Annotated in this window: 19 protein-coding genes and 1 tRNA gene; 4 read left to right on the top strand and 16 right to left on the bottom strand. The window is 67.6% G+C overall.

The genetic code is table 11. From position 1 onward, the window contains the following. Positions 1-70: 70 nt before the first annotated feature. From pepQ to rph, 7 genes are all read right to left on the bottom strand, one after another. Positions 71-1402 (bottom strand): Xaa-Pro dipeptidase, encoded by a 1332-nt coding sequence (gene pepQ / locus N5C25_RS16750; protein ID WP_279937351.1) that lies wholly within the window; start codon positions 1400-1402, stop codon positions 71-73. A gap of 75 nt (positions 1403-1477) precedes the next feature. Then, complete coding sequence (locus N5C25_RS16745; protein WP_005410894.1) at positions 1478-1852, bottom strand: PilZ domain-containing protein; 375 nt, start codon at positions 1850-1852, stop codon at positions 1478-1480. Further along, positions 1849-4128, bottom strand: coding sequence for a DUF1631 family protein (locus N5C25_RS16740; RefSeq protein WP_279937349.1), 2280 nt, complete (start codon positions 4126-4128; stop codon positions 1849-1851). The genes N5C25_RS16745 and N5C25_RS16740 overlap by 4 nt, the downstream gene beginning before the upstream one ends. Positions 4129-4327: 199 nt before the next feature. Next, complete coding sequence (hemW, locus tag N5C25_RS16735; protein ID WP_279937348.1) at positions 4328-5554, bottom strand: radical SAM family heme chaperone HemW; 1227 nt, start codon at positions 5552-5554, stop codon at positions 4328-4330. A 58-nt stretch (positions 5555-5612) separates the two neighbouring features. Then, positions 5613-6209 carry an RdgB/HAM1 family non-canonical purine NTP pyrophosphatase gene (rdgB, locus tag N5C25_RS16730; protein WP_005410891.1) on the bottom strand — a complete coding sequence of 199 codons (597 nt, stop codon included), beginning with the start codon at positions 6207-6209 and terminating at the stop codon, positions 5613-5615. Then, on the bottom strand, positions 6206-6595 hold the full coding sequence (locus tag N5C25_RS16725) for a VOC family protein (protein WP_032956062.1): 390 nt from the start codon (positions 6593-6595) through the stop codon (positions 6206-6208). Before N5C25_RS16725 ends, rdgB begins: the two co-directional genes overlap by 4 nt. Beyond that, on the bottom strand, positions 6592-7317 hold the full coding sequence (gene rph, locus N5C25_RS16720) for a ribonuclease PH (RefSeq protein WP_014648280.1): 726 nt from the start codon (positions 7315-7317) through the stop codon (positions 6592-6594). The genes N5C25_RS16725 and rph overlap by 4 nt, the downstream gene beginning before the upstream one ends. A 124-nt stretch (positions 7318-7441) precedes the next feature. Here rph and N5C25_RS16715 point away from each other — a divergent pair, with 124 nt between their 5' ends. After that, positions 7442-8302 carry a YicC/YloC family endoribonuclease gene (locus N5C25_RS16715; RefSeq protein WP_279937346.1) on the top strand — a complete coding sequence of 287 codons (861 nt, stop codon included), beginning with the start codon at positions 7442-7444 and terminating at the stop codon, positions 8300-8302. A gap of 57 nt (positions 8303-8359) precedes the next feature. Here the strand turns inward: N5C25_RS16715 and selD are convergent, their stop codons facing one another. The 9 genes from selD to fdnG form a co-directional block, all read right to left on the bottom strand. Next, positions 8360-9439, bottom strand: a complete 1080-nt coding sequence (gene selD, locus N5C25_RS16710; RefSeq protein WP_279937345.1) for a selenide, water dikinase SelD — start codon at positions 9437-9439, stop codon at positions 8360-8362. A 26-nt stretch (positions 9440-9465) separates the two neighbouring features. Then, positions 9466-9561 (bottom strand) — tRNA-Sec (locus N5C25_RS16705). Positions 9562-9585: 24 nt separating this feature from the next. Then, complete coding sequence (gene selB / locus N5C25_RS16700; protein WP_279937344.1) at positions 9586-11517, bottom strand: selenocysteine-specific translation elongation factor; 1932 nt, start codon at positions 11515-11517, stop codon at positions 9586-9588. Next, the gene (gene selA / locus N5C25_RS16695; RefSeq protein ID WP_251103387.1) at positions 11514-12938 is read right to left on the bottom strand and encodes an L-seryl-tRNA(Sec) selenium transferase; all 1425 of its coding nucleotides are present in this window, start codon (positions 12936-12938) and stop codon (positions 11514-11516) included. Before selA ends, selB begins: the two co-directional genes overlap by 4 nt. Before the next feature lie 4 nt (positions 12939-12942). Further along, entirely contained in the window at positions 12943-13926 is a 984-nt protein-coding gene (gene fdhE / locus N5C25_RS16690) for a formate dehydrogenase accessory protein FdhE (RefSeq protein ID WP_058980519.1), read from the bottom strand. After that, the gene (locus N5C25_RS16685) at positions 13907-14125 is read right to left on the bottom strand and encodes a hypothetical protein (protein WP_144435333.1); all 219 of its coding nucleotides are present in this window, start codon (positions 14123-14125) and stop codon (positions 13907-13909) included. The genes fdhE and N5C25_RS16685 overlap by 20 nt, the downstream gene beginning before the upstream one ends. A gap of 267 nt (positions 14126-14392) precedes the next feature. Then, positions 14393-15040: a formate dehydrogenase subunit gamma gene (locus N5C25_RS16680; RefSeq protein ID WP_058980518.1), complete on the bottom strand. Its 648-nt coding sequence runs from the start codon at positions 15038-15040 to the stop codon at positions 14393-14395. Next, positions 15037-15954, bottom strand: a complete 918-nt coding sequence (gene fdxH / locus N5C25_RS16675; protein ID WP_262214256.1) for a formate dehydrogenase subunit beta — start codon at positions 15952-15954, stop codon at positions 15037-15039. The genes N5C25_RS16680 and fdxH overlap by 4 nt, the downstream gene beginning before the upstream one ends. 10 nt (positions 15955-15964) lie before the next feature. Beyond that, positions 15965-19033, bottom strand: coding sequence for a formate dehydrogenase-N subunit alpha (gene fdnG / locus N5C25_RS16670; RefSeq protein WP_279937341.1), 3069 nt, complete (start codon positions 19031-19033; stop codon positions 15965-15967). 290 nt (positions 19034-19323) lie between these two features. Between fdnG and gmk the strand changes: the two genes are divergently transcribed. The 3 genes from gmk to N5C25_RS16655 all read left to right on the top strand — a co-directional run. Next, positions 19324-19989 (top strand): guanylate kinase, encoded by a 666-nt coding sequence (gene gmk, locus N5C25_RS16665; protein ID WP_019661981.1) that lies wholly within the window; start codon positions 19324-19326, stop codon positions 19987-19989. A 110-nt stretch (positions 19990-20099) separates the two neighbouring features. Next, positions 20100-20399 carry a DNA-directed RNA polymerase subunit omega gene (rpoZ, locus tag N5C25_RS16660; RefSeq protein WP_005410877.1) on the top strand — a complete coding sequence of 100 codons (300 nt, stop codon included), beginning with the start codon at positions 20100-20102 and terminating at the stop codon, positions 20397-20399. A gap of 105 nt (positions 20400-20504) precedes the next feature. Next, positions 20505-22661, top strand: a 2157-nt coding sequence (locus N5C25_RS16655) for a bifunctional (p)ppGpp synthetase/guanosine-3',5'-bis(diphosphate) 3'-pyrophosphohydrolase (RefSeq protein ID WP_279937339.1), incomplete at its 3' end; no start/stop codon positions are given.

Here is a 22661-nt window from a genome sequence, read left to right as displayed (position 1 = left end):
GGCGCGTCCTGACCACCCACCCCGCCCGGCCAAGCGCGGCTTTTGATTTCAGCGTCAAACCACGAGGGGCTCAGCCGTTCGCCGCCGCAAACGCCGGCCGCGTCAGGTTGTCCGCCTCGCCCTCAGTGCACAGCACTTCGTCTTCGATGCGGATGCCGCCATACGGACGGAAGAAGTCCACACGGTCCCAGTTGATCGCATCACCATGGCCGGCGTCCTTCACTTCGTTCAACAGCATGTCGATGAAGTACAGGCCCGGTTCGATGGTCACCACCATGCCCGGTTCCAGCACGCGGGTCAGGCGCAGGTACGGGTGGCCGGCCGGGCGTTCGATGCGGCCGCCTTCGTCGCTGGCCGCGAAGCCGGCCACGTCGTGCACCTGCAGGCCGATCAGGTGGCCGATGCCGTGCGGGAAGAACGCGGCGCTGACGCCGGTCTCCAGCGCGGTCTGCGGCGAGACCTTGATCACGCCGAAGTCCTTCAGCACGCCCATCAGCGAAAGATGCGCGTCCACGTGCAGCTGCTTGTAGTCGAAGCCCGGGCGCACCGCCGCGCACATCTGCTGCTGGGCGGCGTCGACGGCGGCGATCATCGCGGCGAATTCGTCGTGGCCCTGGGCGGCGTAGGTGCGGGTGATGTCACTGGCGTAGCCGTGCGCGCTGGCACCGGCATCGATCAGGAAGCTGCGCAGCGGTTGCGGTGCCTTGCGACCCAGCTCGGTGTAGTGCAGCACGGCGGCGTGTTCGTTCAACGCCACGATGTTGCCGTACGGCAGCTCGTTGGCATCCTGGCCCACCGCCTGGCAGTACGCCATGTGGATGCTGAATTCGTCGGCACCGTTGCGGAACGCGGCCTCGGCGGCGCGGTGGCCGCGCACGCCCAGCACCTGGGCCTGGCGCATCAGTGCGATTTCATACGGCGTCTTGCTGCCGCGGTGCCATTCCAGGTAGTTCACCACCGGCGCCGGGTTGTTCGGCACGTAGTTGCCCAGCGCGCTCTGCGGCTCGCCGAGGATGGCGCAGCGTGACGGGTCGGCCGGCAGCAGGGCCAGTGCTTCGTCCGGCTTGCGGATGATGTGGATGTCGAAGTGCTTCACCCACCAGCCGCTGGGGGCGTCCGGCACCACGTGCCAGTAGTCGAAGGGCTGGTGGAAGATCACGGCCGGGCGCCTGCCCGGAGTAAACACGATCCAGCTGTTGGGCACGCGGGTCAGCGGCAACCAGGCCTTGAACTGAGGATTGACCGCATACGGGTAATCGCGGTCGTCGAACACCTGGTAGTGCAGGGTGCCGCTGGGCACCACCAGGTGATCGAAGCCGCCGCGGGCCAGCGCCTGTTCGGCACGTCGGCACAGCACGGCCAGGTGGTCGGAATACAGGGCGCCGGGGTCTTGCTGGATCATTGCGGTGGCTCGACACGGAAAACGGCCCTAGATTCTGCCGCATACCGCGAAAAACCGCTGTGCCGGAACCGGCACTCAGGCCGTCGAAACCGGTCCCTCGTCGCTGTCTTCGCCCACCCACTGCCGCAGCAGCTGCCGATGCTCGCGTGACAGGGTGAGGAAGCGGAAGCCGGTCCAGCTCTGCCCGGGAACGTGTGCGGGCTCGCTCCACAGCAGATGCACGCCTACGTCGATGGCCTGCTGGCGGCCATCACCCAATGGCAAGGGAAAGCGCAGCTGGTACAGCGCATCCTCGCGCAGCGGCATGCTGGCCAGCATCAGCATGCCGGTTTCGGAGACATTGCCGAGGCGCCCGACCACGCACTCGCGCATCTGGTCGGTAACCGGCACCAGGTCCGAGACCTGGCGGCGCGGCGCGCGGCGGGTGTCCTGCGGCGGTACGGCTTTCATGCGGGGGTCTCCTGTGCGCGAGCCGTGGCCAGTGCGCGCAGCTTGCCGAGGCTGGCTTCCCAGGCACGGTCGACCAGCCGTCCCTTGTCTTCGGTGACCAGCTGCGCGCGGCCGGCACTGATCTGCCGGGCCAGCGTATCAAGGTCGGTATCGGCGATCTTCTGCCCGCGCGGATTGACGAACAGGGCGTGGCCGGTGAGCAGGCTGTACCAGGACAGGCGCTGGCGTCGCAGCGTGCCATCACCGGTATCGATGTCGAACCAGCTGCCGAACGGGAGCGTGGACAGTTGCTGGTAGGCGGCTTCTTCGGCACTGCTGCGGGGCGTTGCAGGCGAGGTGCCGGTGGGTGTACCAGCGTGCTCGCCCAGGCGCGCACGTGCCTTCAGGCGTGCGCTGAGCTCGGTACGCGAGGTGCTTTCATCCTCGCCACCGGGCGTGGCCAGCCTGCGCGCGACGGCGGCCGCTTCCTCGGCGTGGTAGCCGACCTGCAGCAGGGCCGCCTCCACGTCCGCTGCCAGCGCGGTATCGGTGCCGCCGGGGGCATCGATGGCCTGGGCGGTAATGGCAGCGATGCGCTCGGTCTGTTGCAGCCGTTCCTGCCACTGCGGTGAATCGTCGCCATGGCGCAGGCGGGTGAGGGTCAGTGCATCGGCCCAGGCCTGGCGCAGCAGGGTCTGCACGAAGCGCGGCGGCGACTGCGCGTCGCAGCACTGGTCGATCTGCGCGGTGGCTTGGCGGCGGGCAAGTTCCAGCCGCTCCTTGCCGCGCGCGGCTTCCACATGGCGGCGCTCGGCCAGCTCGGCGCGATGCGCTGCGGCGCGCTGATGCTGCTGCACTTCCTCGTTCGCGCTGGCGAAGGCCTCCGGCGCCCGCGCATCCTGGCCCAGCAGGCCCTGCACGCTCTGCGCCATGCGCTGCAGCAACTGCGGGTCGACATCATCGTCGCCCAGCCAGTGGGCGCCGACTTCGGCAATCTGGTTGAGCAGTTCGCGCGCGGGGTGCTCGTCGCGCACGAAGAAGCCGGGGTCGGCCATTGCTGCACGTGCCAGCGGTACCTGCAGGCGCGCCAGCAGGGCGGCCGGCACCGGGTCCGGACGCTGCTGCTGCTGCACCTGCTGCATCAGCATGCGCAGCAGATCGAGGCTGTCGCGGTCGTGGCTGCCCAGCTGGGCCTGCGTGCCATGCTCGCTGCGCAGCTGCGCGACCACGGCCGCCTGCAGGTCGGCTACGCCGGTGGCGGCGCTGGACTGCGCCTGCAGGCGTGCGAGAACCGCATCCACGGCCGCGCTCGGCACTGCATCGCGATCCGCAGGTGCTGCGCTGGCATGGCGTGCCTGCTGCAGCAGCGCATGCAGCGCGCTGCCCGTGGAGGTGGTCAGGCCCGGCGAGGCCGCGCCGGCTGTGCTGTCATCCTGGAAAGCGTCCTGCACCAGGCTCGACCAGGAGCCGGCCGGTGCCGATCCGTTCCAGCCGGTCAGTGGCGCGGCGGCACGCTTTGCCGGCTGCGTGGCGCGACCACCGCCCACCGACTGGGTGATGATCCGCCGGGTGCTCGATGAACGCGCCAGATAGGGGGTGTAGACCAGGCCGGGCAGCACGCCGTGCTGGGCCAACAGGGCATTGGCACGGTCGAGGATGTCGCCCAGGCGTTCCAGCACCTGGCGTTCGAAGCTGCGGTACAGCGCCAGCTGAACGTCGACAGTGAGCGAATCCTGTTCGGCAATCCGGCGCAGCATGGCGCACAGTGCCTGCGGTGCCAGCGGCAGGGTGTCGGCCTCGAAGGCCGGTGCTGCCGCCAGTACGCCCAGGCGTTGGCCCAGCAAGTTGAGCGTGTTGGTCGAACGCAGCGTCTCCCGCCGCACCATCTCGGTCAGCAGCAGGTCGCGGTCCACTTCATGTTCATCGACCAGCGACAGCCCGAGCATGCCGGGCAGCGGCGGTGGCGTGGAACCGGGGCTGAAGTGGGCCGTGGGTTCGCGCAGCCGTATCAGCGCATCGGCCACGGCATCAAGCATGCGGTCAGCGAAATGACCGGAAAAGGCGTGCAACTGGCCACGCTGGGCCATCAGCTCGGCCTGCTGCTGCGGATTGCGTGCGCGATCGGCATCGTGCAGCAGGGTCTGCTCCAACGCTTCGACGGTCAGGATCAGCGGCGCGGCCAGCGTCTGTCGGCAGAGGCCGATCAACGCACCCAACAACTCGCGCACCCGCGGTGGCAGGTTGCTGGCGGCGAGCCGGGCTTTGTCGGCGGAGGTGAGGGAAAAGACAGCTGACATCGGCAGGCGGTATCCGGATTCCCGCGGATCGATCTTGTGAATCTACCGTGTCGGCCGCAGTCGGCGCTACTTTAGGGTGAACGGGAATCGCATCCGCCCGGTATGGCCCTGATGTGCGGTACTGCCGGCCGCTGGCCGGCAGATATGTCTTCACCGGATTGCCGGCCTGGGGCCGGCAGTACCCTCTGTCAGGCGAGGATCAATCTTCCAGGAACAGGCTCACCACGTCGTTGGTGAAGCGGCGGCCCAGCTCGGTGGGTTGCACGTGGCCGTCGGCCACGACCAGCCAGCCGCGCTGCACGGCCTCGGCCAGCGGTGCGTCCAGCACGCTGCGCGGCAGTCCGGTGCGCGACTCGAAATCGCGCAGGCCGAAACCTTCGTGCAGGCGCAACAGGTTGAGCATGTACTCGAACGGCAGGCGCTCCGGCGCGATCACGTCGTCGCCGCCGAACGAGGCGGGCGTGCCGGCGCTGTCCAGGTAGGCCTGCGGGTGCTTCAGCTTCCAACGCCGCAGCACATGCTCCTCGGCGCCGGAACTGATCTTGCCGTGCGCGCCGGCACCGATGCCCAGGTAGTCGCCGAAGCGCCAGTAGTTCAGGTTGTGCGCGCTCTGCCGGCCGGGGCGCGCATGGGCGCTGACCTCGTACTGGCCGAAACCGGCCTGTGCCAGCAATGCCTGGCAGTGTTCCTGCATGTCCCAGGCGTTGTCTTCGTCGGGAATGCCCTGCGGCGGCCGCGCGAAGAACACCGTGTTCGGTTCCAGGGTCAGCTGGTAGTGCGAGATATGCGCCGGCTGCAGCGCGAACGCACGCTCCAAGTCGGCCTCGGCGCCGGCCAGGGTCTGTTCCGGAAGCGCGTACATCAGGTCGATGTTGAAGTTGTCGTAGCCCGCGTCCTGCGCCATCTTCACCGCGCGCTCGGCTTCGCCACTGTCGTGGATGCGGCCAAGGCGCTTGAGCATGGCATCGTCGAAACTCTGGATGCCGAAGCTGAGGCGGTTCACGCCGGCCGCGCGGTAGCGGTCGAAACGGCCATGCTCGGCGGTGCCCGGGTTGGTCTCCAGGGTGATTTCGGCGTTGGGGGCAAAGCGCAGGCGCGCGCTGGCCTGCTGCAGGAAGCGGTCGATCGCCTCCGGCGGGAACAGGCTGGGCGTACCGCCGCCGAAGAACACGCTGTGCACCACCCGGCCCCAGACCAGCGGCAGGTCCTGGTCCAGGTCGCGCAGCAGTGCATCGATGTAGGCCTCGAACGGCAACTCGCCCTTGGCCTGGTGCGAATTGAAATCGCAGTACGGGCATTTGCGCACGCACCACGGCAGGTGCACGTACAACGACAGCGGTGGCGGCACCAGCCGCGGCGGGTTGTCGTGGTCGGCGGAGCAGGCTTCGCCGGGCAGGTGGTTGCAGTGGTCGTGGGCGTGCGGCATGGGCTTCTTCGGTAGTGCCGGCCGCTGGCCGGCTTCCCTGGTTCGATCAGGTCGGGCGTCAGTACAGCGTCGCCAGTTGCTGCTTGAGCTGCTGCAGGGCAATGGCACGGTGGCTGATGGCGTTCTTCAGCGCCGGCTCCATTTCCGCGGCGGTCAGGCCGTGGGTGGTGTCCAGGAACACCGGGTTGTAGCCGAAACCATTCGTGCCACGCAGCTCACGGATGATCTGCCCTTCCCAGCGGCCTTCGCAGATCAGCGGCTGCGGGTCGGTGGCGTGGCGCAGCAGCACGATCACCGCATAGAAGCGGGCGCTGCGCTGGCCATCGGGAATGTCGGCCATCGCGTCCAGCAGCTTCGCATTGTTGGCCGCAGCATTGGTCGGGTGGCCGGCATAGCGTGCGCTGTACAGGCCCGGCGCACCGCCGAGGGCATCGACGATCAGGCCCGAATCATCGGCCAGCGCCGGCAGGCCGGTCGCTTCGCAGGCCGCGCGTGCCTTCAGCAGCGCGTTCTCGACGAAGGTCAGGCCGGTCTCTTCCACGTCACCCAGGCCCAGCTCGGCGGCCGAGGTGATCTGCAGCGGCAGATCGGCAAGGATCTCCTGCATCTCCACCAGCTTGCCGGCGTTGTGGCTGGCCAGTACCAGTTTCTTCATTGACGGGGCTCCAGCAGGTCCCAGGTGTTGCCATACAGGTCGCGGAATACCGCGACCGTTGCATAGGGTTCTTCGCGCGGTGCTTCCAGGAACTCGACGCCGGCGGCCAGCATCGCCGCGTGGTCGCGGTGGAAGTCGTCGGTGTTGAGGAAGAAGGCAACGCGGCCACCGGTCTGGTTGCCGATGCGGCTGCGCTGTTCCTCGTCGCTGGCACGGGCCAGCAGCAGGGCGGCGGCGCTGCCGTCTGTCGGGCCGACCACCACCCAGCGCTTGTGGCCCTGGTCGATATCTTCGAGCAATGCGAAGCCGAGCTTGCCGGTGTACCAGGCAATGGCTTCGTCATAGTCGGCCACCACCAGGGTGGTCAGGGCGATGCGCCGGTTCATGCCGACAGCGCCGCCTGCTGCGCGGCCAGCAGCTCGGCCACGCCCTTCTCGGCCAGGCCCAGCAGCGCGTCCAGTTCATCGCGACGGAAGGCGTGGCCTTCGGCGGTGCCCTGCAGCTCGATGAAGCCGCCACCGTCGTTCATCACCACGTTCATGTCGGTGTCGCAGTCGCTGTCTTCGGCGTAGTCCAGGTCCAGCACCGGGGTGCCGCGGTACACGCCTACCGACACGGCAGCCACTGCGCCCAGGACCGGGTTGCGCTTGATGTCGCCACGCTTCATCAGCACGTTCACGGCATCGACCAGGGCCACGTAGGCGCCGGTGATGGCGGCGGTGCGGGTGCCACCGTCGGCCTGCAGCACATCGCAGTCCAGGGTGATGGTGCGCTCGCCCAGCGCGTTGCGGTCCACGCAGGCGCGCAGGCTGCGGCCGATCAGGCGCTGGATCTCCAGGGTGCGGCCGCCCTGCTTGCCACGCGCTGCTTCGCGGTCGCTGCGGGTGTGGGTGGCGCGCGGCAGCATGCCGTACTCGGCGGTGACCCAGCCTTCGCCCTTGCCGCGCAGGAAGCCCGGCACGCGGTTCTCGACGCTGGCGGTGCACAGCACACGGGTTTCGCCGAAGCACACCAGCACCGAACCTTCGGCGTGGCGGGTGAAGCCGCGTTGGATGACGACCGGGCGGAGCTGGTCGGGCTGGCGGCCGCTGGGGCGGGAATCGGACATGGTGCGGGTTCCGTAATGGCGAGGGAGTACGCCGCCACGCCCGCAGCCTTCACGGGGCGGGCAAGGGGGCTCTGGTGAGGGCGCTAGGGTACCATTCCCCCTTTGCACGCACCGGACACAATCCATGATTCGAAGCATGACCGCCTATGCCGGCGGCGAGCGGGTCACCCCGTGGGGCACGCTGGGCTGCGAGCTGCGCTCGGTCAATCACCGCTTCCTGGAGGTCGGCACCCGCCTGCCCGAGGAGCTGCGGGCGCTGGAACCGCAGCTGCGCGAGCGCATCGCCGCGCGCCTGAGCCGCGGCAAGCTGGACTTGGTGATGCGCCTGCGTGCGCCGGAAGCGGCGGCCAGCCTGCAGGTGGACGAGGCGCTGCTGGGCCAGCTGGGTCGCCTTGCGCACCGGCTGACCTCCGATTTCCCCAACCTCCAGGTCAGCTTCACCGACCTGCTGCAACTGCCGGGCGTGACCCGCGGTGAGGCCACCGATGCCGCCGCTCTCCAGGCCGAGGCACTGGCCCTGCTGGACCAGGTGCTGGAAGGTTTCGTCGAGGCCCGTGAGCGCGAAGGCGGCAAGTTGTCGGCGGCCATCAGTGAGCGCGTGGACGGCATAGAACGCATCGCCAGCGAAGTGCGCATCTTGATTCCGGCCATTCGCGACGGCCAGCGCAGCAAGCTGGCCGCACGCCTGGCCGACCTGCCGCACCCGGTCGACCCCGGCCGCGCCGAGCAGGAACTGGTGCTGTGGCTGCAGAAGCTGGACGTGGATGAAGAGCTGGACCGCCTCGGCAGCCACATCGTCGAGATCCGCCGCGTGCTCAAGCAGCGCGAGCCGGTCGGCCGCCGCCTGGACTTCCTGCTGCAGGAGTTCAACCGCGAAGCCAATACGTTGGGCTCGAAGTCGGTGGACAGCCGCACGTCCAATGCCGCGGTGGAGCTGAAGGTGCTGATCGACCAGATCCGCGAGCAGGTGCAGAACATCGAATGATGTTGCATCCAGCGATACAGCAGGGGCGCCTTCGGGCGCCCTTGTCGTTCCAGCGCATCAGCGCACGCTGACGCCCGGCGCGCCTTCGGCCAGCCGCCCCACCACGGCCGCCTGACCGAACCCGGCGTCGTGGAAACAGGCCAGCACCGCGTCCACCGCTTCCGGGGCGCACGACACCAGCAGGCCGCCGCTGGTCTGCGGGTCGGTCAGCAGCGGCTGCCAGTGGGCCGGCAACCCATCGGCGAAACGCACCTCGGCACCATACGAGGCCCAGTTGCGGTTGGAGGCGCCGGTCACGCAGCCGCGCTGCAGCAGCTCCAACGCCTGCGGCAGCAGCGGCACCTGGGTACTGTCCACTTCGGCAGCGACGCCGCTGGCGCGGCACACCTCCAGCAGATGGCCGAGCAGGCCGAAGCCGGTGACGTCGGTCATGGCATGCACGCCGTCCAGCGCGGCCAGCGGCACGCCCACGCTGTTCAGGCGGGTGGTCGACGCGATCATCTGCCGGTAGCCGTCGGCATCCAGCACTTCTTTCTTCAGTGCTGCCGAATACACGCCCACGCCCAACGGCTTGCCCAGCACCAGCACGTCGCCGGCGCGGGCATCGGCATTGCGCTTGAGTCGTTGCGGGTCGAGCACGCCGATCGCGGCCAGGCCGTAGATGGGTTCCACCGAATCGATGCTGTGGCCACCAGCGACCACGATGCCGGCATCAGCGCAGGCGCGTTCACCACCCTGCAGGATGCCGCGGATCGTGTCCTGCGGCAGCGTATTGATCGGCATGCCGACGATGGCCAGTGCGAACAGCGGGCGCGCGCCCATCGCGTACAGGTCCGACAGCGCGTTCGTGGCCGCGATGCGGCCGAAGTCGAACGGGTCGTCGACGATGGGCATGAAGAAATCGGTGGTGGCGACGATTGCCTGGCGATCATCGAGGCGGTACACCGCGGCGTCGTCGCTGGTCTCGCGGCCAACCAGCAGTTCGGCCGGTGCCGGAAGTGCTGGAACGCCGCGCAGCAGTTCGCTCAGCGCGCCCGGCGCGATCTTGCAGCCGCAGCCGCCGCCATGCGCGAGAGAGGTCAGTCGTTGCGGGGCATCGGCCGTTGAAGGGGCGGGGGACTGCGCGTGCGTGGCCATGCCGACATCTCCTGCGGGAACGCGAATGGCGGAAGGCAGCAGGAGTCGAACCTACCAGGGAGCGATCGACACCCCCTACTGGGTTTGAAGCCCAGCCGCATGCCCGGATGCGCATGCCTTCCGAAAGTACGGCGGTGCCGGTGGGCTCAGTCGCGGGCTGGGTTCCATTGCAGGTCGCCGCGCGGCCGATGCTGGTCACCGACGCGTCGAGTGTAGCCAACGCGGTTGAAGAACTCCAAGATCTGGATGCTGCGTTTGCGGCCCAGGCCGATGGCGTCGCGGAACGTGGCCGCATCCACCGTGCCGCTGGCCTGTGACAGCTGCGCGACGATCGCGGCGAGTTCGGCAATGCGTGCGGGTGCATAGAACAGGTCCGGCACCACCTGGAACAGCTCGCCACGTGCGGTGGCGCGGCGCAGGACGGCGCGGACCTCGTCTTCGGCCAGGCCGATCTCGGCAGCAAGGGTGCGCACCCACGGTGGATCGAAGCCACCGGCGTGCAGTTGCGGCAGCACGCGTTCCAGCAGCAGACGCTCGCGTTCCGGTGGCGCATGGTCATGGCCGGGCAGGCGCCACCAGGCACCCACGCGTTGCACGCTGCCGTCGTCCAGCAGGTCCTGCAGCAGGGCATTCCAGAGGCTCGCTGCAAGCGCGGGCAGGGTGCTGCGCTGCAGGCGGCCGCTGTCGACACCGGGTTCGTCGGGGCGTCGCTCATGCCATCCACGCAGTGAGGTGACTACCTGCTCGCGCAGCAGCTGCCAGTGCGAGGCGAGGATGACCACCGTGTCTTCGCGGGTGATGACGCGCTGTGCGCCTGCGGGAAGAACGATCCGGTCGGCGGCGCGCCGGCAGTAGCGCTGCAGCGCGGCCATGGCAACACCGAAGGGCGCCTGCTGCAACAGTGGGCCGATTCCCGCACCCGCGGCTAGTTGCTCCAGTGCTCCCAGCCATGCGAGCCGTGCAGGACTGCGCCGGTGCCGCTGTGGCGGGTCCGGATCGAGCACGAGGCCGCCGCCCAGCGTGTGGGTGGCCGCTGAATCGCGGGCAATGAAGCGGTCGCCACACATCGCACAGACCGGAGCATCGAACACCAGCTGCACCAACTGCCCATCACCGTGGTCATGGTCCTCCAGCAGTACCACATGGGCCTGCCGGTGCATCGTGCCCCAGTGGATATGCAGCGGTGCCCAGTCGCGCAACGGTGCGGCCAACGCGGACAGCCGCAACCGCACATCAACGCGGGTGGTGGCCAGCAGTGCGCGTGCGTCGGCGATCCAGTCACCGCGGCGGATGTCATCACGGGCGATGGCTGCCAGGTTCAGCGCGCAGCGCTGCCCGGCCATCGCGTGGTCACTGGCCTGGTTCTGCGCGTGGATGCTGCGTATGCGCACTTCAGTGGCGGCCGGCATCAGCTGCAGATGCTCACCCACCGCGGCGATGCCGCCGTGCACTGCGCCGGTCACCAGCGTGCCGTGGCCGGCCAGCGAGAACACGCGGTCCACCGGCATGCGGAACAGCTCGCTGCGCAGTTCGGCCTGGCGCGTGCTGGCGTCGTCCGCCGCCCACGCGTGCAGCTGGGTACGCAGCGCGTTGATGCCAGCATCGTCGGGTGCGGTGCTGTTGCAGGTGAACACAGGGGAATCCTGCAGCGGCGTGCCGGCCAGCAGGGCAGCGACCTCGATCTCGACCCGGGCCAAGCGCGCCGCATCCACACGGTCGATCTTGGTGAGCGCCACCGCACCGCAGTTCACGCCCAGCAGTTGCAGGATGGCCAGATGCTCGCGGGTCTGTGGCATCACGCCGTCGTCGGCGGCGATCACCAGCAGGGCGACATCGATGCCGGTGGCGCCGGCCACCATCGTATGCACGAAGCGCTCGTGGCCTGGCACGTCGACGAAACCCAGGGTCGCGGCCGGGCCTTCGACGTCCCCGCTTTCCACCGGGACATAGGCGTAGCCCAGTTCGATCGATATGCCGCGCGTACGCTCTTCCCGCAGGCGATCGGTTTCGATGCCGGTCAGTGCCCGCACCAGGCTGGTCTTGCCATGGTCGATATGCCCGGCGGTGCCGACGATCATGCCTGCAGCGCGCTCCATTGGGCGAGGAAGGCCGCCTCGTCCCCGGGTTCCAGGCAGCGCAGGTCCAGCCACAACGCGTCATCGGCAATGCGGCCCAGCACCGGGCGCGGCAGCTGACGCAGATGCCTGGCCAAGCGATCCAGTCCGCCACGGCGCGCGCAGGTAATGCGCAGTCCGGCGCTGGCCAGCTGCGCCTGTGGCTGGGCGCCGCTGCCGACCTGGCTGTGCATCGAAGCAGGCTCGAGGGTGTAGTCCGCCGCCAGCGAGGCACGCATCGGCTGCAGCAGGCGCTGGGCCTGCGCATCGATATGCTCCTGCGTGCGCGAGAGCGTACGCAGGGTCGGCAGCCGCTGTGCCAGCAGCTCGGGTTCGCGGTACAGGGCCAGCACCGCTTCCAGTGCGGCCAGGCCCATCTTGTCCATGCGCAGTGCCCGCTTCAGCGGGTTGCGGTTGATCCGTGCGATCAGGTCCGCGCGACCGGCGATGATGCCGGCCTGCGGGCCACCCAATAGCTTGTCGCCGCTGAAAGAAACCAGATCGGCGCCGTCCGCCAGTGTTTCCTGCACGGTGGGCTCGTGCGGCAGCCCGAACATGCGCAGATCGCACAGGCTGCCACTGCCCAAGTCCACCACCAGCGGCAGGCCGTGCTCGTGCGCGATCGCAGCCATTGCCGCAGTGTCGACCTTGGCAGTGAATCCGGTGATCGCGTAGTTGCTGGCATGCACCTCCATCAGCAGCGCTGTGCGCGCGCCGATGGCGTTGGTGAAGTCGGCCGGATGGGTACGGTTGGTGGTACCCACTTCCAGCAGCCGCGCGCCCGCGCTGCGCATCACATCGGGGATGCGGAAGGCACCGCCGATCTCCACCAGTTCGCCGCGCGACACCACCACCTCGCGGCGGTTGGCCAGGCTGTTGAGCAGCAGCAGGACCGCCGCCGCATTGTTGTTGACCACGGTGGCGGCTTCTGCGCCGGTCAGTTCGCAGATCAATGCCTGCACCCGCGCATCGCGGTCGCCGCGACCGCCACGGATGACGTCGAACTCCAGATCCACCGGCGCGGTCATCGCGCGGGTGACTGCCTGCACCGCAGCCTCGGGCAGCAATGCGCGACCCAGGTTGGTATGCAGTACGGTGCCGGTCAGGTTGTACATCGGTTGCAGGTCCAGCCGTGCCTCGGCTGCCAGTGCGGCCTCGACCGCTGCTACCAGCGCCGGGCCGTCGACCGCTTCCTGCAGCTGCGCGGTCGACAACTGGCCGGCGCTGACGCCCTCACGCAGCACCTGCAGGTGCGACCGCAGCAGCTGGGTGATGCGGCTTCGACCGTGGCCTTCGATCAGTGGCGCCAGTGCAGGCAGGCGCAGCACCCGGTCCAGCGAGGGCAGGGCGGCGGCCGATGCCGGGGCGGGGGGCATGGCTGTCATCGCCTCAGTCGCCGTCGGATTGCCACAGCAGCGGATTCTGGCTGGCACGCGCATAGCCTTCCTCGGCCAGCAGCAGATCCAGCGCCAGTGTGCCGAGGTCATCGGCCACCGGCTCCAGTGACGGGTCTTTCTCCAGATACAGGATCTTGCGATAGCTGTGGCAGTGGTCGCAGGTCTCGGCGCGTACCGCGCTCTCGCGCACCGCCTCGCCGCTGTCGCCGTCCACATCGGCCAGGGCGCGATAGGCTATGTCCTTGCCGGCGGCACCACACTGGCTGCATTGCACGCGCACGTAGTGCCACTGGCAGGCGCACAGCGAGCACGACAGGTAACGGTAAGATGCATAGGGTGGGCGTGCCTGCACCACGCTGGTCACCGGCAACGTGCCGCACAGCGGGCACAGCCCTGGCGCATCAGCCAGCGGCTTCAGGTCGGTAGGGCGGAAGCTGGCTGCGAGCACCGCCCAGTAAACCTGCAGTGCGGTCATCACCAGGAGTGCAGCGACCGCATCCACCGATGGCGCGTCATCACGCTCCAGCACCGCGTGCGCCTGCGCATCCAGCCAGGCGTCGTCGGCCGCGGCGACGCGTTGCAGCTCCTGTCGGGTTTCCAGCGGCAGCCCCGTTTCGTCGGCGCAGTGATGGCACTGCGTGCGCAGCCAGTCGCGCCAGCATCCATCCAGCTGAAGCGTGTTGGCCGGCCGCAACGGCATGCCGGCGCCGGCCGCGGCACTCGACTGCTGCGCACGTGCCTGCCATTGCAGTGCCTCGCGTTGCTGTGGTGTCAGTTCGTCCAGCAGTGCCTGCTGTGCATCTGCCAACGCTGCCAGCAGCTGCAGGTAACCGCCGATGGCACTGTGCGCGGCCAGGCTGCGCAGGCGTGTCGCGCGCTCGGCGAACAGTGACTCGATATCGGGCAGGATGATACGCGGCACATCGCGCGAGGCGAGCGTCTCGATCTCACCGGGTTCAAGGATGCGTTGCGCCATGCAGGGCCAGCCAGAAGAACCAGCCTCCATCCTCGCCGTTGTCGGCGCTCGCGTCCAGCGTGTTGCCGGCCATTTGAAAGGTTGGGGTCAGATCCGTTTTCCACAGGAAAACGGATCTGACCCCATAGGCTGGTTGAAAGTGGATCCCGACCGTTGGCCGGGATTCGATCAGTGCCGACCAACGGTCGGCACCCACCATCAGATCGCAGGAAACTGTCGAAGGCGGGGTGGGTCCGGTTGCGGGGGCGTGAGCCGCATGCGGCGACCGAGCTTACATTGGTGAGGGCGCTTTGCTTGCGAAGCACTGCTTCGCAAGCGCCCGAACGCACAGCCGCCAGCGGCTGGGCCGGGCCCCGGAGGGGTACTTGCAGCGTCCCCCGCAACCGGATCCACCCCGCCATCCCACGGATAGCCGCTGTTGCTGTTGCCTTGGCTTGAAGTGGGTGCAGGGCCGCAGGCCCTGCCGCTACCCCTCTTCCCGCCGCCCGCGCAGGATGTCCCGGAACCACTGCCGGTGGTGCTTGTACGCCCACCCATAGGTCACCTTGCCCTGGGTCATCGCCCGCACAGACCCCTTGATCCAGAGCGCTGCGTAGATGTGCACCACGATCGCGCAGACCAGCACCCAGCCGAACAGCGCGTGGGCAAGTACCGAGAAGCGGATCACCCCGATCGGGAAGAAGTGGCTGAAATACTGCCGCCAGATCACGAAGCCGGTCAGCAGCAGCGCCGACAGGCATCCGATGATGGCCCAGAACAACAGCTTCTGGCCGGCATTGAAACGGCCCACCGGCGGCAGCTTCTCATCCTCGTTGCGCAGTACATCGCGCATGCCGCGCATCCACGCGCGGTCGTCAGCGGTCGGCAGATTGTCGCGCCACATGCGGATTGCCAGCAGCGCAAAGCCCGTCACCATCGCCAGGCCGATGAACGGGTGCAGGATGCGTGTCCACGGGCCGCCACCGAACAGCTGCGTCAACGGGAACAGGGCAGGGTGGAACAGCGCCAACCCGGACAGCGCGGTCAGCACGAAGCAGATCGCCACGATCCAGTGATTGATGCGGGTCGGCGCGCGGTAGCGGATGATCTGCCGCGGGTGCGGGGCGTACTTCATGGCCGCTGCTCCTCTTCGATGTTCTTCGCCTCGTGCTCGGCTTCCTCTTCTTCCTCGTCATTGACCGTATTGCGGCCGATGCCGATGTAATGCAGGAAGCCGGCGAAGGCGGTGGCGGCGATCGCCAGCAGGCCCAGCGGCTTGGCCACGCCCTTCCAGACCTCCACCATCGGGCTGATGCGTGGGTCCTTGGGCAGGTCGGCGTACAGCTCGGGCTTGTCCACATGCTGCAGCACGTACATCACGTGGGTGCCACCCACGCCCTGCGGATCGTACAGGCCGGCGTTCTCGTAGCCGCGCGATTTCAGGTCTTCCACGCGTCCGGCCGCGTGCTCGGTCATCGCCTGCTTGCTGCCGAAGGTGATCGCGCCGGTCGGGCAGGTCTTCACGCAGGCCGGTTCCTGGCCCACCGCCACCCGGTCCGAACACAGCGTGCATTTGTAGGCCTTGTGGTCCTTCCTGGAAATGCGCGGCACGTCGAACGGGCAACCGGTCACGCAGTAACCGCAGCCGATGCAGTTCTCTTCCTGGAAGTCGACGATGCCGTTGGCGTACTGGATGATGGCACCGGGCGACGGACAGGCCTTCAGGCAGCCCGGATCGCTGCAGTGCATGCAGCCTTCCTTGCGGATCAGCCACTCCAGCTTGCCCTTCTCGTCCTCGTACTCGCGGAATTTCATCACCGTCCACGACTGGTCGCTCAGGTCGGGCGGGTTGTCGTAGCTGCCAACGCAGCTGCCCACTTCGTCGCGCAGGTCGTTCCACTCCATGCAGGCGACCTGGCAGGCCTTGCAGCCGATGCACTTGCTCACATCGATCAATTTGGCGACCTGGCCGGTGTGCGCACCGCGCGCCTCCGGCGAGGGCGTGGTGGTGGCCGAGCGGCGGATGATGTCCAGCGATTGCAGTGACATGGCGTGTCTCCTACACCTTCTCGACCTTGACCAGGATGCACTTCGATTCGGGCGTCTGCGAGTTGCCGTCACCGATGGCGTTGGTCAGCGTATTGGCGATGTAGCCGGGCTTGGCCGCACCGAGGAAACCCCAGTGGATCGGCACGCCCACCTGGTGCACGGTCCGGCCATCGATCTGCAGGGCCTTGATGCGCTTGGTCACCATCGCAACCGCTTCGATGTGACCGCGCTTGGAACTGACCCGCACCCGGCTGCCGTTGTTGATGCCCAGCTCGTCGGCCAATGCCGCGCCGATCTCGACGAACTGCTCGGGCTGGATGATGGCGTTGAGCTTGCCGTGCTTGGTCCAGAAGTGGAAATGCTCGGTCAGGCGGTAGGTGGTGGCCACATGCGGGAACTCGTCCGGCGAACCGATCTGTGCACGATCGCTGGCGAATACGCGGGCGGCCGGGTTGTTCAGCGTCAGTGCCTGGCCGGGGCTGAGCGGGTTGCTGCGCAGCGGGGTATCGAACGGTTCGTAGTGCTCCGGGAACGGGCCTTCGGCCATGCCGGCCTTGGCGAAGAAGCGGGCGATGCCTTCCGGGTTCATGATGAACGGGCCCATGCCACCGGCAGGATCTTCGTCGGCCTTGAAGTCCGGCACGTCCACGTTGCCCCAGTTCTTCCCGTTCCAGGCCAGCAGCGTGCGGCGCGGATCGAACGGTTGGCCGGCCACGTCGCACGAGGCGCGGTTGTACATCACGCGGCGGTTGGCCGGCCACGCCCAGGCCCAGCCCAGCGTGTTGCCGATGCCGGTGGGGTCGCTGTTGTCACGCCGCGCCATCATGTTGCCGGTCGGGCCCCAGGCACCGATGTAGATCCAGCAGCCGGAGGCGGTGCTGCCGTCGTCGCGCAGGTCGCCGAATGCGGCCAGCTGCTCGCCGGCCTTGCGCACCAACCTGGTCGGATCCTTCGGATCGAACACGTCCGTCAGCGCCTTGCCGTTGTATTCCATCGCCAGTTCTTCGGGCGTGGGTACCTCAGGGTTGGCGTAGTTCCAGGCCAGGTCGCGCACCGGCTCCCACCACGCACCGCCGTCCTTCTCGTACAACGCTTTGATGCGATGGAACAGCTCGGACATGATCTCGATGTCGCTGCGTGCTTCGCCCGGTGGGTTGGCCCCCTTCCAGTGCCACTGCAGCCAGCGCGAGGAGTTCACCACCGCGCCGTTCTCCTCGGCAAAGGAGGTGGTCGGCAGGCGGAATACTTCGGTCTGGATCGTGCTCGGGTCGACGTCGTTCAACGCACCGTGGTTCTGCCAGAAGGCGATGGTCTCGGTTTCCAGCGGGTCCATGCTGACCATGAACTTCAGCTTGGAGAACGCGCTGATCAGCTTGCCCTTGTTCGGCGCCGAGGCCAGGGGGTTGAAGCCCTGGCAGATGTAGCCATGGATCTTGCCCTCGTTCATCAGCTCGTACGCCTGCAGCATGTCGTACGGCTTGTCCAGCTTGGGCAGGTAATCAAAGCACCAGTTGTTGTCGGCGGTGGCGGCGTCGCCCCACCACGACTTCATCAGGCTGACGTGGAACTTCGGGTAGTTCTGCCAGAACGACATCTGGTTGGCGCGCAGCGGCTTCTGCGTGCGCTTGGCGATGTAGGCGTCGTAGTCCTGCTCGTCCTGCCTCGGCAGCGTCAGGTAGCCGGGCAACAGGTCGGACATCAGGCCGATGTCGGTCAGGCCCTGGATGTTGGAGTGCCCGCGCAGCGCGTTCATGCCACCACCGGCCACGCCGATGTTGCCCAGCAGCAGCTGCACCATGGTGCCGGCACGCACGTTCTGCGCACCGATCGAGTGTTGCGTCCAGCCCAGCGCGTACAGGATGGTCATCGCCTTGTCCTTGCTGGCGGTGGACGCGATCATGTCCCAGATCTGGCGGATGCTGTCGGCCGGCGTGCCGCAGATGCGTTCGACCATCTCCACGGTGTAGCGCGCGTAGTGCTGCTTGAGCAGGTTGTAGACGCAACGCGGGTCCTTCAGCGTCGGGTCGCTGCGCACGAAGCCATCGTCACCGTAGGCGTAGTCCCAGCTGGAGCGGTCGTAGCTGCGCTTCTCTTCGTTGTAGCCCGAATACAGGCCGTCCTTGAAGGCGAACTCGTCCTTCACCAGGAACGACATGTCGGTGTAGTTCAGCACGTACTCGTGCTGGATGCGGTCCTCGGTCAACAGGTAGTTGATCAGGCCGCCCAGGAACACGATGTCGGTGCCGGTGCGGATCGGCGCGTACACGTCGGCCACCGCAGCCGAGCGGTTGAAACGCGGATCGACCACGATCAGCCGGGCCTTGTTGTGTGCCTTGGCCTCGGTCACCCATTTGAACCCGCACGGGTGTGCCTCGGCGGCATTGCCACCCATGATCAGGATCAGGTCGGCATTCTTGATGTCGACCCAGTGATTCGTCATCGCACCACGGCCTAGCGTCGGGGCAAGACCTGCCACCGTCGGGCCGTGTCAGACACGTGCCTGGTTGTCGAATGCCAGCATGCCAAGGGAGCGGACGACCTTGTGGGTCAGCACCGCGGTTTCATTGCTGGTGGCCGAGGCCGCCAGCATACCGGTGGTCAGCCAGCGGTTGACCGTCTGCCCGGCCTCGTTCTTCTGCACGAAGTTGGCGTCGCGGTCTTCCTTCATCAGCCGCGCGATACGGTCCAGCGCATCGTCCCAGCTCAGCCGCTTCCACTCGTTCGAGCCCGGCGCGCGGTACTCGGGGTAGAGCAGCCGCGACTTGCTGTGGATGATGTCGGCCAGGCCGGCCCCCTTCGGGCACAGCGTGCCGCGGTTCACCGGATGGTCCGGGTCGCCTTCGATATGGAAGATGCTGGGCTCGGCGTTCTTGGCACCATCGCCGAGGCTGTACATCAGGATGCCGCAGGCCACCGAACAGTAGGTACAGGTGTTGCGGGTCTCGGTCGCGCGGGTCAGCTTGTATTGCCGGACCTCCGCGAGCGCGATGCCGGGCGCGAAGCCCATCAGTGCCAGGCTGGAGCCGACCAGGGTTGTCCCGGTCACTTTCAGGAACTGGCGGCGGCTCATCGATGGCATGCCGTTCTCCTGGGATGGCGGGGAGGCACGGGCCTCCGGGCTGTCGTTGGGTACGGCCCGGTTATAGCACAGGCACCCGCATACCCATGTGGCGCAAGGCCCGGCGCCTGGCGGACGGGCGCGCAACAGGGCCGCTCTGGTAAAGTTGCGTGCCCGCACCCCGGGGAAGCGTCTGCCGGGCCTGGTTCCAGGATGTTCCGCGCAGCCCCCGCCGTCCTGGCGCGATCCGCCGCGCCGGACCTGGAACATCGAGGAAAAATTTTGCGAAATCAACCCGTTGGATCCCGCGCATGAGCGCCCCGTCGAAGCCGTCGGACACCGTTGCGCGCGGCACGCTGTACATCGTGGCCGCCCCCTCCGGCGCGGGCAAGAGCAGCATCGTCAATGCCACCCTGGCGCGCGACCCGCAGATCGCCCTGTCGATCTCCTTCACCTCGCGCGCGATGCGCCCCGGTGAGGTGAACGGCCAGCACTACCACTTCGTCAGTGCCGAGAAGTTCGAGCAGATGATCGCCGCCGGCGACTTCTTCGAACACGCCTGGGTGCACGGCGACTGGAAGGGCACCGCCCGCCAATCGGTGGAGCCGCAGCTGGCCGCCGGCCAGGACGTGCTGCTGGAGATCGACTGGCAGGGCGCGCAGCAGGTGCGCCAGCTGGTGCCGGGCACGGTCACCGTGTTCATCCTGCCGCCGTCCAAGCAGGCCCTGCAGGACCGCATGCGCAAGCGCGGCCAGGACAGCGAAGCGGTCATCGCCCAGCGCCTGGGCGCGGCCCGCGATGAAATGCTGCACTTCAACGAGTTCGACTACGTCATCGTCAACGAGGTGTTCGACACTGCCGTGGACGAGCTGTGCGCCATCTTCACCGCCAGCCGCCTGCGACGGGAGGCCCAGAAGGTCCGCCACGCCAGCCTGATCCAGGCGTTGCTGACCCCCGATCCGGGTGCAACTGACTGATTCCAAAAGAATCGGGTGGGGGTTGGCTTGATTTTGTCCAGCTCCTGCCAGTACACTCCGTCCCCTTTCCCTCATTCGACTGAGCGGCCGACCGGTCGCCGGGAGCCCGTATGGCCCGCATCACCGTAGAAGATTGCCTGGAAGTCGTTAACAACCGTTTCGAACTGGTCATGATGGCATCCAAGCGTGCCCGCCAGCTCGCCAACGGCGTGCAGGCCACGCTGGACAACAGCGAGACCGAGGACAAGCCGACCGTGCTGGCGCTGCGCGAAATCGCCGCCCGCAAGATCGACAACGCGCTGATCGACGAAGTCGAGAAGGCCGAGCGTGAGCGCGCCGAGCGCGAAGCGCTGGAGTGGGCTGCCGCCGAAGTGGTCGCCGACGAAGACATGTCCAAGAACGACGATTGATCGCATCGATCAACGTCATTGCTGGATCGCCGAACAGCCCGCCCCGTGCGGGCTGTTTCGCATTCAGGATTTGCCGTAAACGTCGCGCTGGAATAGGCTTCGGGCATGAACCCAGGCCCCACTGCCAAGGTCGCCGCAGCCCCCGCTGCCGCCGTACCCGACTACGTCCTCCAGCTTGAACGCGCCGCCCATTACCTGCCGCCGGAACAGCTGCCGCTGTTGCGCCGCGCCTGGGAAGTCGGAGCCGCCGCGCACGCCGGACAGACGCGCAAGTCGGGCGAGCCCTATATCACCCATCCGGTGGCCGTGGCCCAGGTGCTGGCCGAGCTGGGCCTGGACGTGGAAGCGCTGATCGCCGCGATCCTGCACGACACCATCGAAGACACCCCGCTGACCCGTGAGGCGCTGGCCGCCGAGTTCGGCGAAGCCGTGGCCGAGCTGGTCGACGGCGTGACCAAGCTGGACAAGCTGAAGTTCCGCGACCGCCAGGAAGCGGCCGCCGAAAGCTTCCGCAAGATGCTGCTGGCGATGTCGCGCGACCTGCGCGTGATCATGATCAAGCTGGCCGACCGCCTGCACAACATGCGCACACTGGGCGCACAGAGCCGCGAAGCGCGCGGCCGCATCGCCCGCGAGACGCTGGAGATCTACGCGCCCATCGCCCAGCGCCTGGGCATGAGCCTGGTCAAGAGCGAACTGCAGAATCTTGGCTTCAAGGCGCTGTACCCGTGGCGCCACGCGATCCTGGAAAAGCACATCCGCAGCCAGCCGGTGGTACGCCGTGAAGCGCTGGCACAGGTGGAAGTGCAGCTGTCGCAGCGGCTGGCGAAGGAAGGTATCGAGCACCGCCTGGTCAGCCGCATCAAGACCCCGTGGAGCATCTACAACAAGATGCGCGACGAGAACAAAACCTTCGACCAGGTGATGGACGTGTTCGGCTTCCGCCTGGTGGTGCGCAGCGTGCCCAGCTGCTACCACGCGCTGGGTTCGGTGCACGCCACCTTCAAGCCGCTGGATGGCCGCTTCCGCGACTTCATCGCCATCCCCAAGGCCAACGGTTACCAGTCGCTGCACACGGTGTTGTTCGGGCCGTATGGCTCGCCGATCGAAGTGCAGATCCGCACCGAGGAAATGGACCTGATCGCCGAACGCGGCGTGGCCGCGCACTGGACCTACAAGTTCGGCGGCGATTCGCCCAACAGCGCGCAGAGCCGCGCGCACGCCTGGATCGTCGAACTGATCGACTCGCAGCGTGCTGCCGGTTCCTCGCTGGAGTTCCTCGACAACGTCAAGGTCGACCTGTTCCCGGACGAGGTCTACCTGTTCACCCCGAAGGGCAAGATCCTGGCCCTGCCGCGCAACTCCACCGCGCTTGATTTCGCCTACGCCGTGCACACCGACGTGGGCAACATGGCGGTGGCCTCCCGCGTGGACAAGAAACTGGTGCCGCTGCGCACCAAGCTGGTGTCGGGGCAGTCGGTGGAGATCATCACCGCGCGCTCGGCCACGCCCAAGCCGCAGTGGCTGGAATTCGTGGTCACCAGCAAGGCGCGCACCGCTATCCGTCACCAGCTCAAGCAGCTGGAGCACGAAGATGCCGTGCAGCTTGGCCATCGCATGCTCGACCGCGCGCTGGAAGCGATGGATTCGTCGCTGGAACGGCTGCCGAAGGGGCGCCTGGACGCGTTCCTGGCCGAGCACCGTTTCCCGCGCCTGGAGGCGCTGCTGGCCGAGGTCGCACTGGGCAACTGGATGCCGACCCAGGCCGCGCAGGCGCTGATGGCCTACGCCGAACTGCGTGGCGGCCCGCATTCGCGCCACCACTCGCAGGAGAAGATCCTGATCAACGGCAGCGAGCGCGGCGTGGTCACCTTCGCCGGCTGCTGCCAGCCGATTCCCGGCGACGAGATCATGGGCTACCACACCGCCGGCAAGGGCATCGTGGTGCACCGCATGGACTGCCCGAACCTGGCCGAGCTGCGCAAGTCGCCCGAACGCTGGGTGCCGATCGGCTGGGACACCACCGTCTCCGGCGACTACGACACCTCGCTGGTGGTGGAAGTGGAGAACGGCACCGGCGTGCTGGCGCAGCTGGCCGCCGCCATCGCACAGAGCCATTCCAACATCGAGCGCGTGGACTACCTGGACCGCGATTTCAACGCCGCGGTGCTGGCGTTCAATATCCAGGTGCGCGACCGAAACCACCTGGCCGAAGTCATGCGCCGCCTGCGTCGCCTGTCGGTGGTGCAGTCGGTGCGCCGC

Origin of the sequence: Stenotrophomonas sp. GD03958 (assembly GCF_029839005.1) — a bacterium.
Classification (GTDB): Bacteria; Pseudomonadota; Gammaproteobacteria; order Xanthomonadales; family Xanthomonadaceae; genus Stenotrophomonas; species Stenotrophomonas hibiscicola.
The sequence above is the reverse complement of the archived record's forward strand: the minus strand, read 5'-3'. Positions and strand labels throughout refer to the sequence as shown.

What these genes read in the sequence shown, in the direction of transcription:
- pepQ (WP_279937351.1), bottom strand. Translation starts at nt 1,402, where the DNA reads ATGATCCAGCAAGACCCCGGCGCCCTGTATTCCGACCACCTGGCCGTG.
- N5C25_RS16745 (WP_005410894.1), bottom strand. Translation starts at nt 1,852, where the DNA reads ATGAAAGCCGTACCGCCGCAGGACACCCGCCGCGCGCCGCGCCGCCAG.
- N5C25_RS16740 (WP_279937349.1), bottom strand. Translation starts at nt 4,128, where the DNA reads ATGTCAGCTGTCTTTTCCCTCACCTCCGCCGACAAAGCCCGGCTCGCC.
- hemW (WP_279937348.1), bottom strand. Translation starts at nt 5,554, where the DNA reads ATGCCGCACGCCCACGACCACTGCAACCACCTGCCCGGCGAAGCCTGC.
- rdgB (WP_005410891.1), bottom strand. Translation starts at nt 6,209, where the DNA reads ATGAAGAAACTGGTACTGGCCAGCCACAACGCCGGCAAGCTGGTGGAG.
- N5C25_RS16725 (WP_032956062.1), bottom strand. Translation starts at nt 6,595, where the DNA reads ATGAACCGGCGCATCGCCCTGACCACCCTGGTGGTGGCCGACTATGAC.
- rph (WP_014648280.1), bottom strand. Translation starts at nt 7,317, where the DNA reads ATGTCCGATTCCCGCCCCAGCGGCCGCCAGCCCGACCAGCTCCGCCCG.
- N5C25_RS16715 (WP_279937346.1), top strand. Translation starts at nt 7,442, where the DNA reads ATGATTCGAAGCATGACCGCCTATGCCGGCGGCGAGCGGGTCACCCCG.
- selD (WP_279937345.1), bottom strand. Translation starts at nt 9,439, where the DNA reads ATGGCCACGCACGCGCAGTCCCCCGCCCCTTCAACGGCCGATGCCCCG.
- selB (WP_279937344.1), bottom strand. Translation starts at nt 11,517, where the DNA reads ATGATCGTCGGCACCGCCGGGCATATCGACCATGGCAAGACCAGCCTG.
- selA (WP_251103387.1), bottom strand. Translation starts at nt 12,938, where the DNA reads ATGACAGCCATGCCCCCCGCCCCGGCATCGGCCGCCGCCCTGCCCTCG.
- fdhE (WP_058980519.1), bottom strand. Translation starts at nt 13,926, where the DNA reads ATGGCGCAACGCATCCTTGAACCCGGTGAGATCGAGACGCTCGCCTCG.
- N5C25_RS16685 (WP_144435333.1), bottom strand. Translation starts at nt 14,125, where the DNA reads ATGGTGGGTGCCGACCGTTGGTCGGCACTGATCGAATCCCGGCCAACG.
- N5C25_RS16680 (WP_058980518.1), bottom strand. Translation starts at nt 15,040, where the DNA reads ATGAAGTACGCCCCGCACCCGCGGCAGATCATCCGCTACCGCGCGCCG.
- fdxH (WP_262214256.1), bottom strand. Translation starts at nt 15,954, where the DNA reads ATGTCACTGCAATCGCTGGACATCATCCGCCGCTCGGCCACCACCACG.
- gmk (WP_019661981.1), top strand. Translation starts at nt 19,324, where the DNA reads ATGAGCGCCCCGTCGAAGCCGTCGGACACCGTTGCGCGCGGCACGCTG.
- rpoZ (WP_005410877.1), top strand. Translation starts at nt 20,100, where the DNA reads ATGGCCCGCATCACCGTAGAAGATTGCCTGGAAGTCGTTAACAACCGT.